Origin of the sequence: Paraburkholderia terricola, assembly GCF_900142195.1 — a bacterium.
GTDB lineage: Bacteria > Pseudomonadota > Gammaproteobacteria > Burkholderiales > Burkholderiaceae > Paraburkholderia > Paraburkholderia terricola.
Window position 1 is genome coordinate 30,881 of record NZ_FRAB01000037.1, and the last position, 15,895, is coordinate 46,775.

Genomic DNA, 15,895 nt, shown 5'->3' on the forward strand with positions numbered 1-15,895 from the left:
TACATAGGCGCATGGCCGCGCCGCACCACTCCTCTCATGTTCCGCTGAATCCCGCGCCCGAACCGCCCACGGTCTCGGCGGTGATGGCGCGCGCGCATCAAAGCTATTGGCGCTTCAATCTCGCGTTGATTGCGACATTGATGACGCTGGGCTTCACGGTGTCGTTCGTGTTGCCGCTGGTTGCGCCGGCGTTGGCGCATCTGCGCGTCGATGGCTTCAGGCTGCCTTTTTACTTCGGCGCGCAAGGGGCGATTCTGATCTACCTGGCGCTCATCGGCGTGTATATCGTGCTGATGCAGCGTGCCGACCGCCGTCTGCAACGCGCATTCGACGCGGATGTTCGTGCCAGCGCCGATGCCGACGTTCGTCCCGGCGCCGACGCCCGGATACCGAGCCGATGAAGCTCGCGAACCGGCTGATCCGCTCCTACGCGTTCTATACGCTCGGCTTCCTGCTATTCATCTATGTGATGTGGCGCATCGAGCGCAGCACCGGCCCCGGCGTGTGGATCGGCTATGTGTTCCTGTTCGTGCCGATCGCGGTGTACGCGGTGATCGGCTTGCTGTCGCGCACGTCCGACCTCGTCGAATACTACGTCGCGGGGCGGCGCGTGCCGTCCGCCTTCAACGGCATGGCGACGGCCGCCGACTGGCTCTCGGCCGCCTCGTTCATCGGTCTCGCCGGTTCGATCTATGCGACCGGCTACGACGGTCTCGCGTATGTGATGGGCTGGACCGGCGGCTATTGCCTCGTCGCGTTCCTGCTCGCGCCGTACGTGCGCAAGCTCGCGCGCTACACGATTCCCGATTTCCTCGGCACGCGCTTTTCGAGCAACGCGGTGCGCGGCCTCGCCGCGTTGGCGGCGATCCTGTGCTCGTTCGTCTATCTGGTCGCGCAGCTCCAGGGCGTCGGATTGATCGCGACGCGCTTTATCGGCGTGGATTTCACAGTCGGCATTTTCTGTGGACTCGCCGGCATTCTGGTGTGCTCGTTTCTCGGCGGCATGCGGGCGGTGACGTGGACCCAGGTCGCACAATACATCATCCTGATCGCGGCGATCCTGATTCCCGTGTCGATGATCGCGCACAAGGAGGGCCTCGGCTGGTTCCCGCAATTCAACTACGGACACTTGATGCAGCGCGTGGAAGGTCTCGAGAAACAGGTGCGCGACGCGCCGCTCGAACAGACCGTACGCGACGATTACCGGCGGCGCGCCGCGCTGATGCAGGTGCGGCTCGATACCTTGCCGCAATCGTTCGTCGACGAGAAGCAGCGTCTCGTGCAGGAAGTCGCGGACTTGCGCCGCCGCAACGGTCCGCTGCGCGAGATCAAGGAGCGCGAAAGGGCGCTCGAACGTTTTCCCCGCGATGCCGCCGCCGCGCAGGTCGTGTGGAGTCAGCGCCGCGACGAAATGCTGATGCGCGCGGCCGCGCCGGTGCCGATGCATGAACCGTTTCCCAGCGCGAGCGCCGACGAGCGGCGCACGCACGAGCGCAATTTTCTTTCGCTGCTGCTGTGCCTGTCGCTCGGCACGGCGAGCCTCCCGCATATCCTCACGCGCTACAACACGACGACCTCGGTGGCGTCCGCGCGACGCTCGGTCGGCTGGACGCTGTTCTTCGTCGCGCTGTTTTACCTGACCGTGCCCGTGCTGGCCGTGCTGATCAAGTACGAGATATTGACCAACCTGGTCGGCCATCACTTTGCCGATCTGCCGCAGTGGGTCACGCAATGGCGCAAGGTCGAGCCGAGCCTGATCAGTCTCGCCGATACGAACGGCGACGGCATCGTGCGCTGGAGCGAGATTCAGATGCAGCCGGATATGGTCGTGCTCGCCGCGCCTGAAATCGCGGGGCTGCCGTATGTGATGTCCGGGCTGATCGCCGCGGGCGCGCTGGCCGCGGCGCTCTCGACCGCGGACGGCTTGCTGCTGACGATCGCCAATGCGCTATCGCACGACGTGTATTACCACATGGTCGATCCTGGCGCATCGAGTCAGCGGCGCGTGACGATTTCAAAGATTCTGCTGTTGGGGGTGGCGCTGTTCGCGTCGTATGTGGCGTCGCTCAATACGGGGAACATTCTGTTTCTGGTGGGCGCGGCGTTTTCGCTGGCGGCCTCGAGCCTCTTTCCGGTGCTGGTGCTGGGGGTCTTCTGGAAGCGCACCACGCGGCTTGGCGCGGTGGCGGGCATGGTGGCGGGGCTGGTGGTGTGCATCTATTACATCGTCTCGACGTACCCGTTCTTCACGCAGTTGACGGGTTTCGCGGGCGCGCGATGGTTCGGCATCGAGCCGATCAGTTCGGGCGTGTTCGGCGTGCCGGCTGGCTTCCTGGTGGCGATCGGCGTGAGTCTGGTGGATCGGAAACCGGATGCGTATACGCGGGCGCTGGTGGATTACATCCGGCATCCTTGACCGGCTTTCCGGAGAGGCGTGGCGCGGGGCGTGAAGTTTGCTATAATTCGGCTCCCCGCCGGAGAGATGGATGAGCGGTTTAAGTCGCACGCCTGGAAAGCGTGTATAGGTTAATAGCCTATCCGGGGTTCGAATCCCCGTCTCTCCGCCAGGACATCACATCAATGAAAACGGGCCTCCTGGCCCGTTTTTCTTTTCAACGCGCTAACGTGCGGTCGGCACCGGGAAGATACGGATCATGACGCTTGACCAATTGCTTCGCCGTGGCAATAACAACGCCGACCTGCTTCGATTGATCGCCGCGGCCGCCGTCATCTGGGGCCACGGATACAGGCTGGTTCCCGTTCCGGGCGTCGACGATCCCATTCAAAATCTGCTGGGCTTCGATTATTCCGGCTCGCTCGCGGTCAAGTTCTTTTTCTTTCTGAGCGGCATCCTCGTTACCAATAGCTGGCTTTCAAAGCCGAGTGCAATTCGTTTCGCCTCGGCCCGCATTTTCCGTATTTTCCCGCTGTTGATCGCCGCGTCCGTGGCGACGATCGTCGTGATGGGGCCGGCGCTCACGTCGCTGTCGACGTCGGATTACTTCCATCACCGGGCCGAACTCGTCCATGTGCTCTTGCATCCCTACAACGAATACCTGTTGCCGGGCGTGTTCGATCACGCGTTATATCCGCATGCAAACGGTTCGATCTGGACCATCAAATACGAACTGATGCTGTACGCGCTACTGCTCGGCGCCGGCATGTGCGGCCTGTTTCGCTATAAGCCGATAGCCGCCGCAGTGCTTGTGACGGTGATCGCCGTCTGCCTGATCCGGCCGGAAAGCATCACCGCGATAGGTTTGTCCAACGTCAATGCGGGTGGACGCCTCCCGGCATTTTTTGCATTTGGCGCGCTGCTCGCACTCTACAAGGATCGCGTGCGGATAGACGGGCGGCTTTGCATCGGCGTCGCGCTCATCGCGTTCGCGGTGAGACATGGTCCCGCGTTCGAATACGCGTTCTGCCTCGCCTTTCTCATGACAGCCCTATGGGTCATGTCGCTTCGCGTCGTGAAAGCGATTCGGCTGCCTGGTGATTTCTCATACGGCGTCTACGTATTCGGATGGCCGATCCAGAATACTTTCGCCAATCTATTTCCGAAGTCGGGAATACATGGCAATCAGGCGATGACGTTTGTATGCGCGCTTCTTCTTGCGGTTCTATCGTGGTTTTTGCTTGAGAAGCCGTGCATCGCATTGGGTCATAAAATCCCCGCTTTTTTTCAGCGAAAGAACTCGGCGGCTGACGCGGAATCCAGCAAGGCGTTGGTGTAAGAGAACGCATTGCAAGCATGCCGTGGTTCGCTGGCGGCGCTGAGAATTCGCCGCCGCGCAAACCCGCCCGATCAGCGGGCGGGAAGATAGGCCGGCACAGCCCATGAATCGTCCCCAGTGCTCTTGCGAGCGCGGTGTCTCCCATTGCGACGTCGGGCCTCGCCTGTTCTTCGTTCGATCGACGACGTCTTCGTTCAGCGTCAGCCGCGGTTCCCGTTTTCGGGTTCCATAGGCGTCCCGATACGAAAACAGGAGAGGTCACGAGATGAGTTGGATACCGCACAAACTGACGAGCATGCTGCCCGCGATGCAATACGTTGACGCAGTCGCGAAAGACGCGAAGAAAAGAGACGGGGATTCCGGCACCGCAGGCGGGCAGGTGACGCCTACCGCGCGAAGCGCATCGCCGCAACTCGACGCACTGCCCGATAACGATTCGGCGAATTCAGGCGCAAAACCCGACGTCAAGCCGGCTAAGGCTGCCCCCTCTTCAGCGCATGCGCCGCGTCCATCCGCGATCACGCCTGTTCCGACGTTACGAGAGCGATTGAGCCGGCTAAAACGCGGATCGAGCTGACACGGCGGATTGGGCGTTGCTCTGAATTCTGGCGACGTTCGCATGCACATCGATGCCTTCGGTCGCAACGCGGTATCGCGCCATCCACTCGATACGCTCGGAGCATAGAGTGTTGCGCGGACCGCGCGAATTCAGGGCAGCCACGACAGCCCCGAGCGCAATGGTGGAGACGGAACCAGGGCAACACGCTGAATCCCGTTCATGCGGCGGGCGACATCCACGCCGTGCGAGCCTGCCGCGCGGCTTCGACAGGCGTCGTCCGCGAACCTTGCGAGGACCGATATGTCGACTGTTCGCGGCCCCGACGCTCAACCGTCCGTTCCCGCCGGCACGGAACCTTCTTCTTCTTCTTCTTCTTCTTCTTTCGATCCGCCCGCGGTGCCCATTCCACGCCCGACCCGCGCCGCGCACGAGTTTCTCGCGCCGTATTTTTCCGACGCGCACGCGCAACGTTCCGCGACCGTGCGCTTCCGGCAAAACAGCAACAACGACAACGACAGCGATGCGCCGCCGCCCCGCGCATCGCGACCGGCGGCTCTCCCGAATGTATTGCCTCATCGCGCGCAAGCCGGCGCTCAAGCGGCGAGTGACCACCCTGCCGCAACCGCGGAGAGTGCGCGCCTGCCGTCGCCGGAAGAACGCCCGGACCCGAAGCGGGTGCTGGTCGTCCTCGCGCATCCCGATGACGAGTCGCTGTTTTCCGGCTCGCTCAGACGGCTGCTGGCGCAGGGCATTCACGTCGACGTCGTGTATCTGACGAAGGGCAACGGCGGCACCATGTTCAGCCTGTCGAGCAAGGGCATTCCCGAGCCGAAATACGACGCGACCGGGAAGGAGGAAACCGATCCGCAAGCCTATGGACGCATCCGCGTGAAAGAGACGGTGGGTTTCTGGAAAGAACTAGGCGGCAATAGCACCAACCTGACCGTGACGGTGATGGACAACCCTGATTTCAATCCGTTTCGCGTCGCACGCAACACGGTCGATTACGGAATCAAGGCCTCGTGGGATCGCCGGAAAATCAACGAGCTGCTCGAGGAGAAACTGGCGAACCACGAATATGCGGCGATCCTGACGACCTCGACGGATCCACGCATCCATCCCGCGCACGACAAGGCCAGCCGGATCGCTCACGAGGCCGCGCGCGCATTCGCCGCGACGCATGGCGGCAACGCGCCACCCGTCGTCGAAGCCGTGGAGGAAGGGTGGTACGCGCTCAGAGACATGGTCCCGCTCGATCCGGCGAACACGATCCAGGTGCCGCTCGAAACCGATGAAATCGCCGATGAGTTCGCCCTGCGCCGCGCCGCGCTGCAAACGCATTACGCGAGCCAGCCTCCCGGCCACGACGGGTTCTTTGGCAACGCGCGCAGCCGCGAGTTGCTGCGTCTTCCCGAGGGGCTGTCCGCGGCGCAGGACGCGAGTCTGCGTGAACTGTTCGTGCGCTCGCAGCCCGCCGCTCAGGCGGCCGCCGATGCCGCGCGCAGTGCGAACGCCGGCGCGGAGTCCGCACCGGTCACCGAGATCGCCGTGGCGGGCGGCGAGCGCGGGCTCGTCGAAACCGTCCCTGCGGCGGCGGACCTGACGCGGCCCGAGCCGAGCGGGCCGGCAACGGCCGAGGAACTGGAGGATCTGATGGATCGCGCGCTGCGGCTCGCGCGCGGCGGCACCGGCAGGCGCCCGCATCGGATTACCGAAGTGGAGGAGGCGCAATGGTTTTTCCTGACCCAGGCCGGCCCGCGCTACATGCCGCCGCGCACGCCGCTGCGTGAGCGCATACGCCTTGTGCGCAGTGACGACGGCGGCTTCTGGAGCGGACCGCGGCGTGACGTGGTCGCGTTCGCTTCGTCGGATGTGCCGCTTCAGCAAAGCCTGGGCCCGCACGGCGCGGGCTTGAGCCTTGCCGGCAACACGCGCATCTGGGCGGATATCACGGGCGCGCGCGGCGAAGCCACCCGGCTTTTCAACGAAGAATTCGCTCAACGCGCCGATGACGGGAACGCGCCCGGCCTGCCCGTGCTATATCGCATCGTCGCGCCTGCCCGCATGCTTCGCGCCGCCATCGGCAACGGCCACATTCCAACGGAGATGCTGTCGGGCGGCGTCCCCGTGATCAATCCTCAGGGCGGCCTGTTTCATGAGACCGCCGTCAATCGCGACGCGCGCTATGACGTGCAGCCCGGCGAAATCCACGGCAATCCGACGCTGACCGGCATGAGCGGCAAAGAGCTCCGGCGCGCGGCGTACAAGAGCGCGGGCGTGATCGTCGCGGGCGCGACCGGCACGTACGCGAGCCTGCGCTGGGGCGTCATGGACGGCGGCTACCTCGCGAGCCAGGCGGTGCTGATCAAGGCGGCGCTCGCGATGTTCGGCTATCGGGCAGCCGTCGGCGGCGCGACGGATATCGCGCAAAGCCGCCTCGCCGTGCGCGTGCAACGCGCGAGCGAGGAGCCCACCGGAGCGGCGCTCGACGTCGTGCAGCGGCAGGTCAGCGGGTGGCGCGGCGTCAGCCGCGGCCTGACGCGAAGCGCGCGCGACGAACTCGCTTTTGCGAGCGAGCTGCTGCGCGTCAATCCCGAGGACGGCGAGGCGTTCCGGCGACTGGAAAGCGCGTCGGACCAGATGCTCGCGCTGACGAGTCCGCTCGGCCGCGCGCTCGAAGTGCTGCGACTCGCCAGTTACGGCATCAACGATGCCGCTGGGCCGCGCGTCTTCGCCAATATCTGGCTCGATCCGCAAGCCGGCCTTCTGAACGTGTCGAACGCGAGCCGGACGTTTTCGAATCTCGCGACCGCGGCTTTCATTCCCGTGCACTGGGGCAACAACGGCAGCGCGCTGGCCGCGCACCTGCTCGGCGCGCGCGGCGCGCGGTTCGATCGCGATCACGAAGTCCAGGCGGAGGGCGCGCGCATGCGCGGCTTCTATCGCGGCAACGCGGACCGTTCCGCGCTCGTGCAGTGGTTGCAGGGCCTCGGCGATCGTGAGGCGGTGATTTATCCATCGACGCTGCCCGACGGCAGCCGGATTCGCAAGCCTTCGCCGGTGATGCGCGTGCAGGAGCAGGCCATGAGGGCGGCGGCGGTGATCGGCGCGGGCCCGTTCATGCTGGCCGACCTTGCCGCCGTTCCGCATGCGTTCGCCTCCGGCCATTACGCGGCCGGCGCGGCGGACCTGTCGAAAGCGGTGGCCGATCTGCTGTTCGCGAGCGGTTACCGCCAGAGCTATATCGATCTGTTTCGCGCCAACCGGGGGCTGGGCGCGACGGTCCGCCAGAATCGGCTGATTCCGTGGCTCAACGCGCCGCTTCGGGGCGCCACGACAACGCCCGCCAATATCACGCAGCCGCGTCTCGTCGACCAGGGCGGCGTCGACACGTTCCGGCCGCCGGTCGTGGTTGCCGTGGGCATGGGCGCGCGTGTCGTGCTTGGGCTGCTCGTGCCGTGAACTCCGTGTGATGGGCGGCGCGCGCGTCGCCATCAGGATCGCAAGCAGGCACGCCGTGGTTCGCCGGCGGCGCTGAGAATTCGCCGCCGCGCAAACCCGCCCGATCAGCGGCCCGGAAGATAGACCGGCACGGCTCATGAATCATCATCCGAGGCCGTTTTTCCGGAGTCTCGGCATGCGTATCGGAAACACCCCCGCAAATAAAGCCGCCGCAACGACCAGCGACGAGCGGCCGGAGAAGATCGCTTCGTCCAGCAGGGCGCGGCGTGCCGAGCCGGCGCGTACGCCATTGCTCGCCCCACTGCCTGCGCGGCGCGCTCGATCGCTCGCGCAGGGGTCGTCGTCGCAAACCGGTGGCCGTGCCGCGGCGAGCAGGCCGCCCGATTCGTCGCCGTCGTCCGCTGCGTTGAATGAACCGTCGCCGGGGTGGCAACGCACGGGCAAACGAACGCGAACGGGTGAGGGCGCCGAGGCGGGCCGCGGGGGTGCGAACTGGCGTTGGGCGGATCTGCCGGCCACGCCGTTGCCTCGTGGAACAAGTGAACAAGCCGCTGCATCGTCCCTGGACGTCGCGCTAGCGAGTGCGATGCCGGCGGCAAACCATCAGGACGCCGCTGCGGTCGCCGCACCCGCTGGCCGATCGCGGCAAAGCGCGACCGCGGCAATGGTCTACACGATTCTGTCGGACCGGGCTAGAGGCGCCGCGCTCAAGGACACGCTCGACGCGCATTCATTTCCGAAAGGAACGGTCACGTCCTGGCGGAATCCGAATTTTTGGCAGTACCGGAACTTGCCGGACCGCCTCGCCAAGATGCCGGACTATCCGTTGTTTCGCGACAGGCTCAACGTCCTCGCGCGCTCGCTCGGCTTCACGACGAAGGATCTGCCGCAGCCGTGCGCCGGGCGGCGGGCAATGGACGCGCACGCGCTGAAAGCGATGCTCCAGACGCTGGTCGATCTCGGGGTGAGGCGAGGCGCGACGCGCGGCCAGAACGCCGGCGCGCTCGGCACCGTCGCGCGGAGAACCGGCCATAAGGAAAGCACGATCGCGGGCTGGCTGTCGGTGGTGGACGGCGCGTTGAAAAAGCCGGCTGCCGCGGTGGCGCGCCTTGCCGACTATGCCGACGTGCAGAACGACTTGCAACAGCTCTTCAGGGATCTGGGCGACGTGCAGACGGCGGACAGCCTGCCTGTCTCCGGCGAGGGCGCCATACAGCAAATGACGGCGGCGCTGCTCGCCGATGCGCTGCGCGCCATTCCCGCGGAGGGCAAGGTGCAGCTATGGAAGATCGGCCCTGCCGTCGGCGTCGGCGCGTCGTGCCTGGCGCTGCATATCGTGCCCGCCGACGGCAGCCTTCGCGATGTCGGCGCGGTTCAGCGCTTGCCCGGCTATGGGCAGAACCGCGAAGCGCTCGCCGCCGCGCTCGCCGCGCGCGGTTTGCATACGCAGGCCGCCGCGCTGCCGCTGCCGCTCGTCGACGCCGAGCAGTTCCTGGCAGTCTTGCGCGACGATCTGGACCGCATCGTTGCGGCAATGAACGCGCTGCGAGGCAACCCGACCATGTCGCCCCGGGACGCGGCGATCGAGTCGAACCTGCATCCCGAAACGTTCACGGCGGTGATCGGCGAAGGCGGAATCGTGCGCGAACGCGCGGCGGTCCATGCGTTGCTGACGCACTTCGAGGGATACCTGAGGGCGGGCATCGAGAAACAGCTCGACCGCTTACACGCGGCTTCGCTCGGCGAGCCGGTAAGCGCCGTGGCGGAGTCCGCCATGAAGACGATGACATTGCCGCCCCGGGGAAAGATGCCGGCCAAGGTCTTGATCGTCCGGTCCACGAGCGAGGACTCGGAGGCGAGGCGAGCGAACCGGCTCGAAAAGGTCTTTGCGAATAATCCCGAGCAGATTAGCGAGCCGCGCTCCTACGAAGCGGACAGAGCAAGGCAAATGCTGCGCTGGCAATCGACGCTTCTGAAGGCCAGATTTCCGGACTCGAAAGAGATTCAGTCCTACTACCACGCGCCGGCAAAAACACTCGTGGTCTCCTCCAACCTGAACGTGATGAACACAGAATTGGCGAACCAACTCGGGCGCGGCAATGTGAGCGAAATGGCCGAAGCGTTGGCCCGAAGCGATACGCCGCTTGCCGGCAGGGAGCGGCGGCATGTGGAAAAGTTGCGTGCGGCGCTTCGCATCGGTTCCGCGAACATGCTGCCCGGCACGCCGGGAGAGGTGCTGGACAAGATGATGTCGAACGGCGGGCTCCAGGTGTCCGATCGAAAGTTCACCCATCGCGGCGAGACCGTCGATCTGCACGCGGAGCGCCGGATCAAGCACCACGTGCAGGACAATTTCAGTGCGGCCGTCGATCCCCAACTGCTTGGCGGCACGATGCGGCCGTGCGGCACGTGCGCGGAAGACCTCGGCTTCGACGATACCCGGCACCGCGGGCCGTTCTGGCTTTCACGCGTGGCGCAGGCGCGGATCGACACCCCAGGGGTCATCGAACGCAACGTCGAGCGCGCGATTGGGACTCGGGTGACGAGAACGCGCGAAGGCAAGATCACGATCGATTACGACACCGACAGCGATTCCGACGTCGATGAAGCCGTGCAGCGTTTGAAGAAATCGGCGGTTCCGCGTAGCGAGTGACAAGCCTTGCGGAACGGATGTTGGGAGTGAGGCTCTTCCCCGAACTCATGATTTGACGCATGTTTCGACCCGCTATGATGGTGCGATCGTCACTCGGGTGTGGTCATCATGCGCATTACCCCTCTACCTCCGCTCCAATGCCTCGTCGCGTTCGAATCTGCGGTACGGCATGCCAGTTTCACCAAAGCCGCCGCCGAACTGCATCTGACGCAAAGCGCGATCAGCCGGCAGATCGCGCAACTGGAAGACTTTCTCGGCCGCTCGCTGTTCGTGCGCGAGCATCGCTCGTTACGTCTGACGATCGCTGGCGAGGGCTATGCGAAGCACGTGCAGTGGTTGCTCGCCACCTGCTCCGAAGCCACGCTCGACGTCATGAAGCGCTACGGCGATCAGGAATTGACGATCGCATGTTCATCCGGGGTCGCCGTGTTGTGGCTCACGCCGCGACTGGGCGCGTTTCGCGCCGCTCATCCGAACGTCAAGATCAGAATGATCGTGCGCGACGGGCTCGCGTCGCTGTCGCCCGCCGAGTTCGATGTGGGCCTGTACTACATTCGCCAGCGCGCCGAACCGCACTTCACCGCGCGCCGGATCTTCGACGAAGAGGTGTATCCGGTCTGTTCGCCCGGCTATCTTGCCGGCCGCGCGCTGCAACCCGCCGACCTCGCGCGCGAAACGCTGCTGATGCAGGAGGACGGTCAGCGCCAATGGATGGCGTGGTCCGAATGGTTTCGCCTCAACGACGTGCAGATGCCCGCTTCACCGCGGGCGGTCGTCGTCAACCACTATCCGCAACTCGTGCAGATGGCGATTCTCGGCCAAGGCGTCGTGCTCGGCTGGCGTCATATGATCGACGCCTGTCTGGATGAAGGACTATTGGTGCGCGCGACGCATGCTTCGGCGAGCCACGGCGGCGGCTACTACGTGGTGTCGCCGAACGACCGCTCGCAGAACCAGGCGGCGCGCCGGTTTACGCGCTGGTTGTTCGAGCAGGCCGAGGAGCAGAAGGGCAGGGCCGCGGCCTGAACCCGCTTCGCATGCGCTACACGCATGCATGCATGCGAATCTTTCGTTTCGAAAACAAATCAGGTCTCTCTACGATCGGCGTGATGCATGCGAAAGCGCCGCTCGGTCACGCCGTGGCGCGTTGCCGGCATCACCGCCCGACAGGCAGCCACATGAGGACAGAGACCATGCAAGGAACGCTTTCATCCAACGTCGCATTACCCGTTGACGCGCTCGCGCGGCAGCGGCGCCGCGCCATTATCGCCACCGTGCTCGGCAACGGGCTGGAGTGGTTCGACTTCACGGTGTACAGTTTTTTCGCGGTCATCATCGCCAGGCTGTTCTTCCCGACCGGCAATGAACTGAGCTCGCTGCTGCTTGCCGTCGCCACCTTCGGCGTGGGCTTTTTCATGCGGCCGGTGGGCGGTATCGTGCTCGGCGTGTATGCCGATAAAGTCGGAAGAAAGGCCGCGCTCTCGCTCACCATTCTGTTGATGGCGGGCGGCACCGCGCTCATCGGCATCGCGCCGACCTACGAAAAGATCGGCGTGTGGGCGCCGGTCCTCATCGTAATCGCGCGGCTGCTGCAGGGCTTCTCGGCGGGCGGCGAAATGGGCAGCGCCACCGCCTTTCTCACCGAGTACGCGCCGGCGCACAAGCGTGCTTTCTATTCGAGCTGGATTCAGTCGAGCATCGGTTTCGCCGTGCTGCTGGGCGCCGCGGTCGGCACGTTCGTGACCTCCAGTCTGAGCGCCGATGCGCTGCACTCGTGGGGCTGGAGAATGCCGTTTTTGATCGGCATTCTGATCGGCCCCGTCGGCTATTTCATTCGCAGCCGCATGGATGAAACGCCGGCATTCAGCGCGGTCGCCGAAGAAGCCAAAAGCGATTCACCGCTCGCGGAAGTATTTTGCCGCTTTCCGCGCGAAACCTTCGCGAGCTTTTCGATGGTGATTCTGTGGACCGTGTGCACCTATGTGCTGCTGTTCTACATGCCGACGTATTCGGTGCGGACGTTGCACCTGCCGCAATCCACCGGTTTTTCCGCCGGCATGTTCGGCGGCCTGATGATCATGTGTTTCTCGCCGGTTGTCGGCAAACTGGCCGACCGCTTCGGTCGCCGCGTTTTTCTCTCGGGCGCCGCCGTATCCATCCTGCTGCTCGCATGGCCGATGTTCGCGTACATCAACAGCGCGCCCGGCCTCGCTTCGCTGCTGGTGTTTCAGGGCGTGTTCGGCTTGCTGATCGCCGCTTACACCGGACCGATTCTCGCGGCGTTCTCCGAACTGTTTCCGACCAAGGTGTTGTCCACGGGGCTCTCCGTCGCCTACAACTTCGCGGTGACGATTTTCGGCGGCTTCGCGCCGTTCTTCATCACGTGGCTGATCGCCTCGACCGGCAGCAACATGGCGCCCGCGATCTACGTGATGATCGCGGCGGCCATCAGCCTGACCGGCACGTTCTTCGTGCGCGGCATGGACGACAAGCGCCACGGCCGCGCCTGAAGCGGCGTGTCCGGCCGGGACGGAAAGAGGCCGGACGGATTCCCTCATCAAGTCAGGAAGATAGCAATGAGCATGACGGTAATCAGCGGCGGCAATGTACTCGATCTGGTCCAGGGCGCATGGCTCGAGCATCATCATGTGGTGATCGAAAGCGGCCACATCGTCGAAGTCACCGATCGCCCTGTCGATCTGCCGAACGCGCGCGTGATCGACGCGCGCGACAAGACGGTGATGCCAGGATTGATCGATTGTCACGTACATGTATTGGCTTCGCGCGCGAATCTCGGCACGAATGCAACGCAACCGAACATCCTCACCGCGATTCGTGCGCTGCCGATTCTGAAGGCGATGCTCGCCCGCGGCTTTACGAGCGTGCGCGATGCGGGCGGCGCGGATTGGGGTTTGACGCAAGCGCTGGAAAGCGGCCTGATTCCGGGGCCGCGCATTTTTCCGTCGGGCAAGGCGCTGTCGCAAACCGGCGGCCACGGCGACTTTCGCGCACGCGGCGACATGCTCGAACCCTGTTCATGTTGCTTTCGCGCCGGGGCGATCGCGCGCGTGGTCGACGGTGTGGATGCGGTGCGGCTCGCCGTGCGCGAGGAGATTCAGAAGGGCGCGACGCAGATCAAGATCATGGCATCGGGCGGCGTCGCTTCGCCCACCGATCCGATCGGCAACACCCAGTATTCCGAGGATGAAATCCGCGCGATCGTCGCCGAAGCGCAAGCGGCGAATACTTACGTGATGGCGCATGCGTACACCGGCCGCGCGATTTCGCGGGCGATTCGCTGCGGCGTGCGCACGATCGAACACGGCAACCTGGTCGACGAAGCCGCCGCTCGACTGATGCGCGAGCACGGCGCGTTCGTGGTGCCCACGCTGGTCACTTACGACGCATTGGCCAAACATGGCGCCGACTATGGCTTGCCCGCCGACTCCATCGCCAAGGTCGAAACCGTGCGGCAAGCGGGGCGCGACTCCTTGCAGATCTATGCGAAGGCCGGCGTGCCGATGGGTTTCGGTTCGGACCTGCTCGGCGAGATGCATATGTTCCAAAGCGACGAACTGCGGATTCGCGCGGAGGTGCTCGGCAATCTGGAAGCGTTGCGCTCGGCCACCACGATCGCCGCGGAGATCGTCGATCCGAGCGGCCAGCTCGGTGTCGTGAAAGCCGGCGCGATTGCCGACGTGCTGGTGGTGGACGGCGACCCGCTCAAGGATATCGGCGTGCTCACGGGACAAGGCGAGCGTCTCGCGTATGTCTTGCAGCGCGGCGAGGTGGTGAGCGAACGGGGCAGGGTGACGTCGCGTTGAATAGCGTGCGGGCGCGGCGGCGGCATTCATGGCTTCAATGCTCCAGGCGCGCCGGGGGCGAATACACGGATAGTTTCCGATTAACATGTTTCGCTCCCACCAAATCGAACCCCCAACGGCTCGCCCCGACGAAGCACCGCGACGGCGCGCGCAGCGCCGCCGGAAGAATGACTGCTGTGTCACGAACGCGGAGTGTGCGAGAACACGGATTCCAGATGCACCACTACCTCCTCCACGCCAGGGGACCCGCTTAAAAGCTAGCGGTGTGAGCCGCTTTCTTTTGCCTACTTTTCTTTGCGGCCGGCAAAGAAAAGTAGGTGCCGCCCCGCACAGGGGCAACGCCAATAGACCACTAACAAATCAAGGAAAGCCCAACACCCCAAAAAAAACAGCATCCAAACAACCGCCCAAGCAGGCAACAAAACCAGAACCAATCACCCCTTGCCGGAAAGCCTCAAATGATTCCAGGCCGCCAGCCCGGCAAACCCAACCCCCGCCACACAAACCCCACCCCATCCAAAACCCGCCCAAACCACGGCCCCGACCCCAGACCCAACCGCACCGCCAATAAAATAAGCCACCATATAAACGGTATTGACCCGACTACGCGCATCAGGCTTGAGCGCATAGATCCGTGACTGATTCGAAATCTGCGCAGCCTGCACCCCGACATCGAGAACGATCACACCGACCACCAACCCCGCGATACTGGCCGCCGACAACCCAAACACAACAAACGAAAGCGCCACGAGCCCAATCGACACGGTGATGATCGCGCGCGGCCCGCGTCGATCGGAAAACTTGCCGGCCAGCGGCGCGGCCATCGCCCCTGCCGCGCCGACGATGCCGAATAGCCCGGCCGCCTGCGGTCCCAGATGAAACGGCGCGCCCGCCAGCAACAACGCCAGCACCGACCAGAAAATGCTGAACGCGGCGAACATCGCCGCACCGGTCAGCGACGCTTCGCGCAGCGCGCGATGCTCGACCACCAGATGCCACATCGAAATCAGAAGCTTGCCGTAGGACAGCGTCGAGGTCGGCTGACTCTTCGGCAGTCTCATGACGATCACGACCGCCAATGCCAGCAACGCGACGACCGACGCGCCGAACACCGCGCGCCAGCCGAGATACTGGGCAATGACGCCAGCGGCCGTCCGCGCCAGCAAAATCCCCAGCAGCAAACCGCTCATCACCGTGCCCACCGCATGACCGCGCTGAGCCGGCGGCGCGAGTTCGGCGGCGAACGGCACCGCCTGCTGCGCGATGGTGGCAAGCACGCCGATCGCGAGGCTCGCGACGATCAGCACGGGCAACGTCGGCGCCGTAGCGGCCGTCACCAACGCGACGCACATGCCCACGATCTGCAACAGGATCAGGCGGCGCCGGTCGAAGCGGTCGCCGAGCGGCGCGAGCAACAGCATGCCGGCCGCGTAGCCGAGTTGCGTGACGGCCGGCACCGCGCCGACCCATGACGCGCTAGTGGGAAAAGACTCACGGAAGTTGTCGAGCAGCGGCTGGTTGTAATAGATGTTCGCGACCGCCACGCCCGCGATGGTCGCGAGCAGTAGCAGCAAGCCGCGCAACGACCTGTCGGAAGCGGAAGTGGAAGCGTCGGAAGTGGACATGAGAGGGGCGATCGACGGACCGGCCCATGCGCGGTCCT

The 15,895-nt window shown here is 64.6% G+C and carries 9 protein-coding genes and 1 tRNA gene; 9 read left to right on the forward strand and 1 reads right to left on the reverse strand.

Translation table 11 applies throughout. The features are described 5' to 3' along the window. The first annotated feature begins 11 nt into the window (after positions 1-11). From BUE39_RS25230 to BUE39_RS25275, 9 genes are all read left to right on the forward strand, one after another. Positions 12-401, forward strand: a complete 390-nt coding sequence (locus BUE39_RS25230; RefSeq protein WP_073431438.1) for a DUF4212 domain-containing protein — start codon at positions 12-14, stop codon at positions 399-401. Beyond that, positions 398-2,416, forward strand: coding sequence for a sodium:solute symporter family protein (locus BUE39_RS25235; RefSeq protein WP_073431439.1), 2,019 nt, complete (start codon positions 398-400; stop codon positions 2,414-2,416). The genes BUE39_RS25230 and BUE39_RS25235 overlap by 4 nt, the downstream gene beginning before the upstream one ends. 60 nt (positions 2,417-2,476) lie before the next feature. Then, a tRNA-Ser gene (locus BUE39_RS25240) sits at positions 2,477-2,567 on the forward strand. 87 nt (positions 2,568-2,654) lie between these two features. Beyond that, positions 2,655-3,734 carry an acyltransferase family protein gene (locus tag BUE39_RS25245; protein ID WP_073431440.1) on the forward strand — a complete coding sequence of 360 codons (1,080 nt, stop codon included), beginning with the start codon at positions 2,655-2,657 and terminating at the stop codon, positions 3,732-3,734. Positions 3,735-4,593: 859 nt separating this feature from the next. Next, on the forward strand, positions 4,594-7,755 hold the full coding sequence (locus BUE39_RS25250) for a PIG-L family deacetylase (protein WP_159442596.1): 3,162 nt from the start codon (positions 4,594-4,596) through the stop codon (positions 7,753-7,755). Positions 7,756-8,419: 664 nt separating this feature from the next. Continuing rightward, a complete protein-coding gene (locus BUE39_RS25260; protein WP_143031990.1) occupies positions 8,420-10,408 on the forward strand; it encodes a hypothetical protein in 1,989 nt (662 codons plus the stop codon). A 108-nt stretch (positions 10,409-10,516) separates the two neighbouring features. Further along, a complete protein-coding gene (locus BUE39_RS25265) occupies positions 10,517-11,434 on the forward strand; it encodes a LysR substrate-binding domain-containing protein (protein WP_073431463.1) in 918 nt (305 codons plus the stop codon). Between the two features lie 167 nt (positions 11,435-11,601). Further along, complete coding sequence (locus BUE39_RS25270) at positions 11,602-12,918, forward strand: MFS transporter (protein ID WP_073431464.1); 1,317 nt, start codon at positions 11,602-11,604, stop codon at positions 12,916-12,918. Positions 12,919-12,984: 66 nt separating this feature from the next. Next, positions 12,985-14,232, forward strand: coding sequence for a metal-dependent hydrolase family protein (locus BUE39_RS25275; RefSeq protein WP_073431444.1), 1,248 nt, complete (start codon positions 12,985-12,987; stop codon positions 14,230-14,232). Positions 14,233-14,666: 434 nt separating this feature from the next. Here the strand turns inward: BUE39_RS25275 and BUE39_RS25280 are convergent, their stop codons facing one another. Then, entirely contained in the window at positions 14,667-15,857 is a 1,191-nt protein-coding gene (locus BUE39_RS25280; RefSeq protein WP_073431465.1) for an MFS transporter, read from the reverse strand. Between the last annotated feature and the right edge of the window lie 38 nt (positions 15,858-15,895).

Bases quoted from the DNA above. Each gene is read 5' to 3' on its own strand.
- BUE39_RS25230 (WP_073431438.1), top strand. From the start codon at position 12: ATGGCCGCGCCGCACCACTCCTCTCATGTTCCGCTGAATCCCGCGCCC.
- BUE39_RS25235 (WP_073431439.1), top strand. From the start codon at position 398: ATGAAGCTCGCGAACCGGCTGATCCGCTCCTACGCGTTCTATACGCTC.
- BUE39_RS25245 (WP_073431440.1), top strand. From the start codon at position 2,655: ATGACGCTTGACCAATTGCTTCGCCGTGGCAATAACAACGCCGACCTG.
- BUE39_RS25250 (WP_159442596.1), top strand. From the start codon at position 4,594: ATGTCGACTGTTCGCGGCCCCGACGCTCAACCGTCCGTTCCCGCCGGC.
- BUE39_RS25260 (WP_143031990.1), top strand. From the start codon at position 8,420: ATGGTCTACACGATTCTGTCGGACCGGGCTAGAGGCGCCGCGCTCAAG.
- BUE39_RS25265 (WP_073431463.1), top strand. From the start codon at position 10,517: ATGCGCATTACCCCTCTACCTCCGCTCCAATGCCTCGTCGCGTTCGAA.
- BUE39_RS25270 (WP_073431464.1), top strand. From the start codon at position 11,602: ATGCAAGGAACGCTTTCATCCAACGTCGCATTACCCGTTGACGCGCTC.
- BUE39_RS25275 (WP_073431444.1), top strand. From the start codon at position 12,985: ATGAGCATGACGGTAATCAGCGGCGGCAATGTACTCGATCTGGTCCAG.
- BUE39_RS25280 (WP_073431465.1), bottom strand. From the start codon at position 15,857: ATGTCCACTTCCGACGCTTCCACTTCCGCTTCCGACAGGTCGTTGCGC.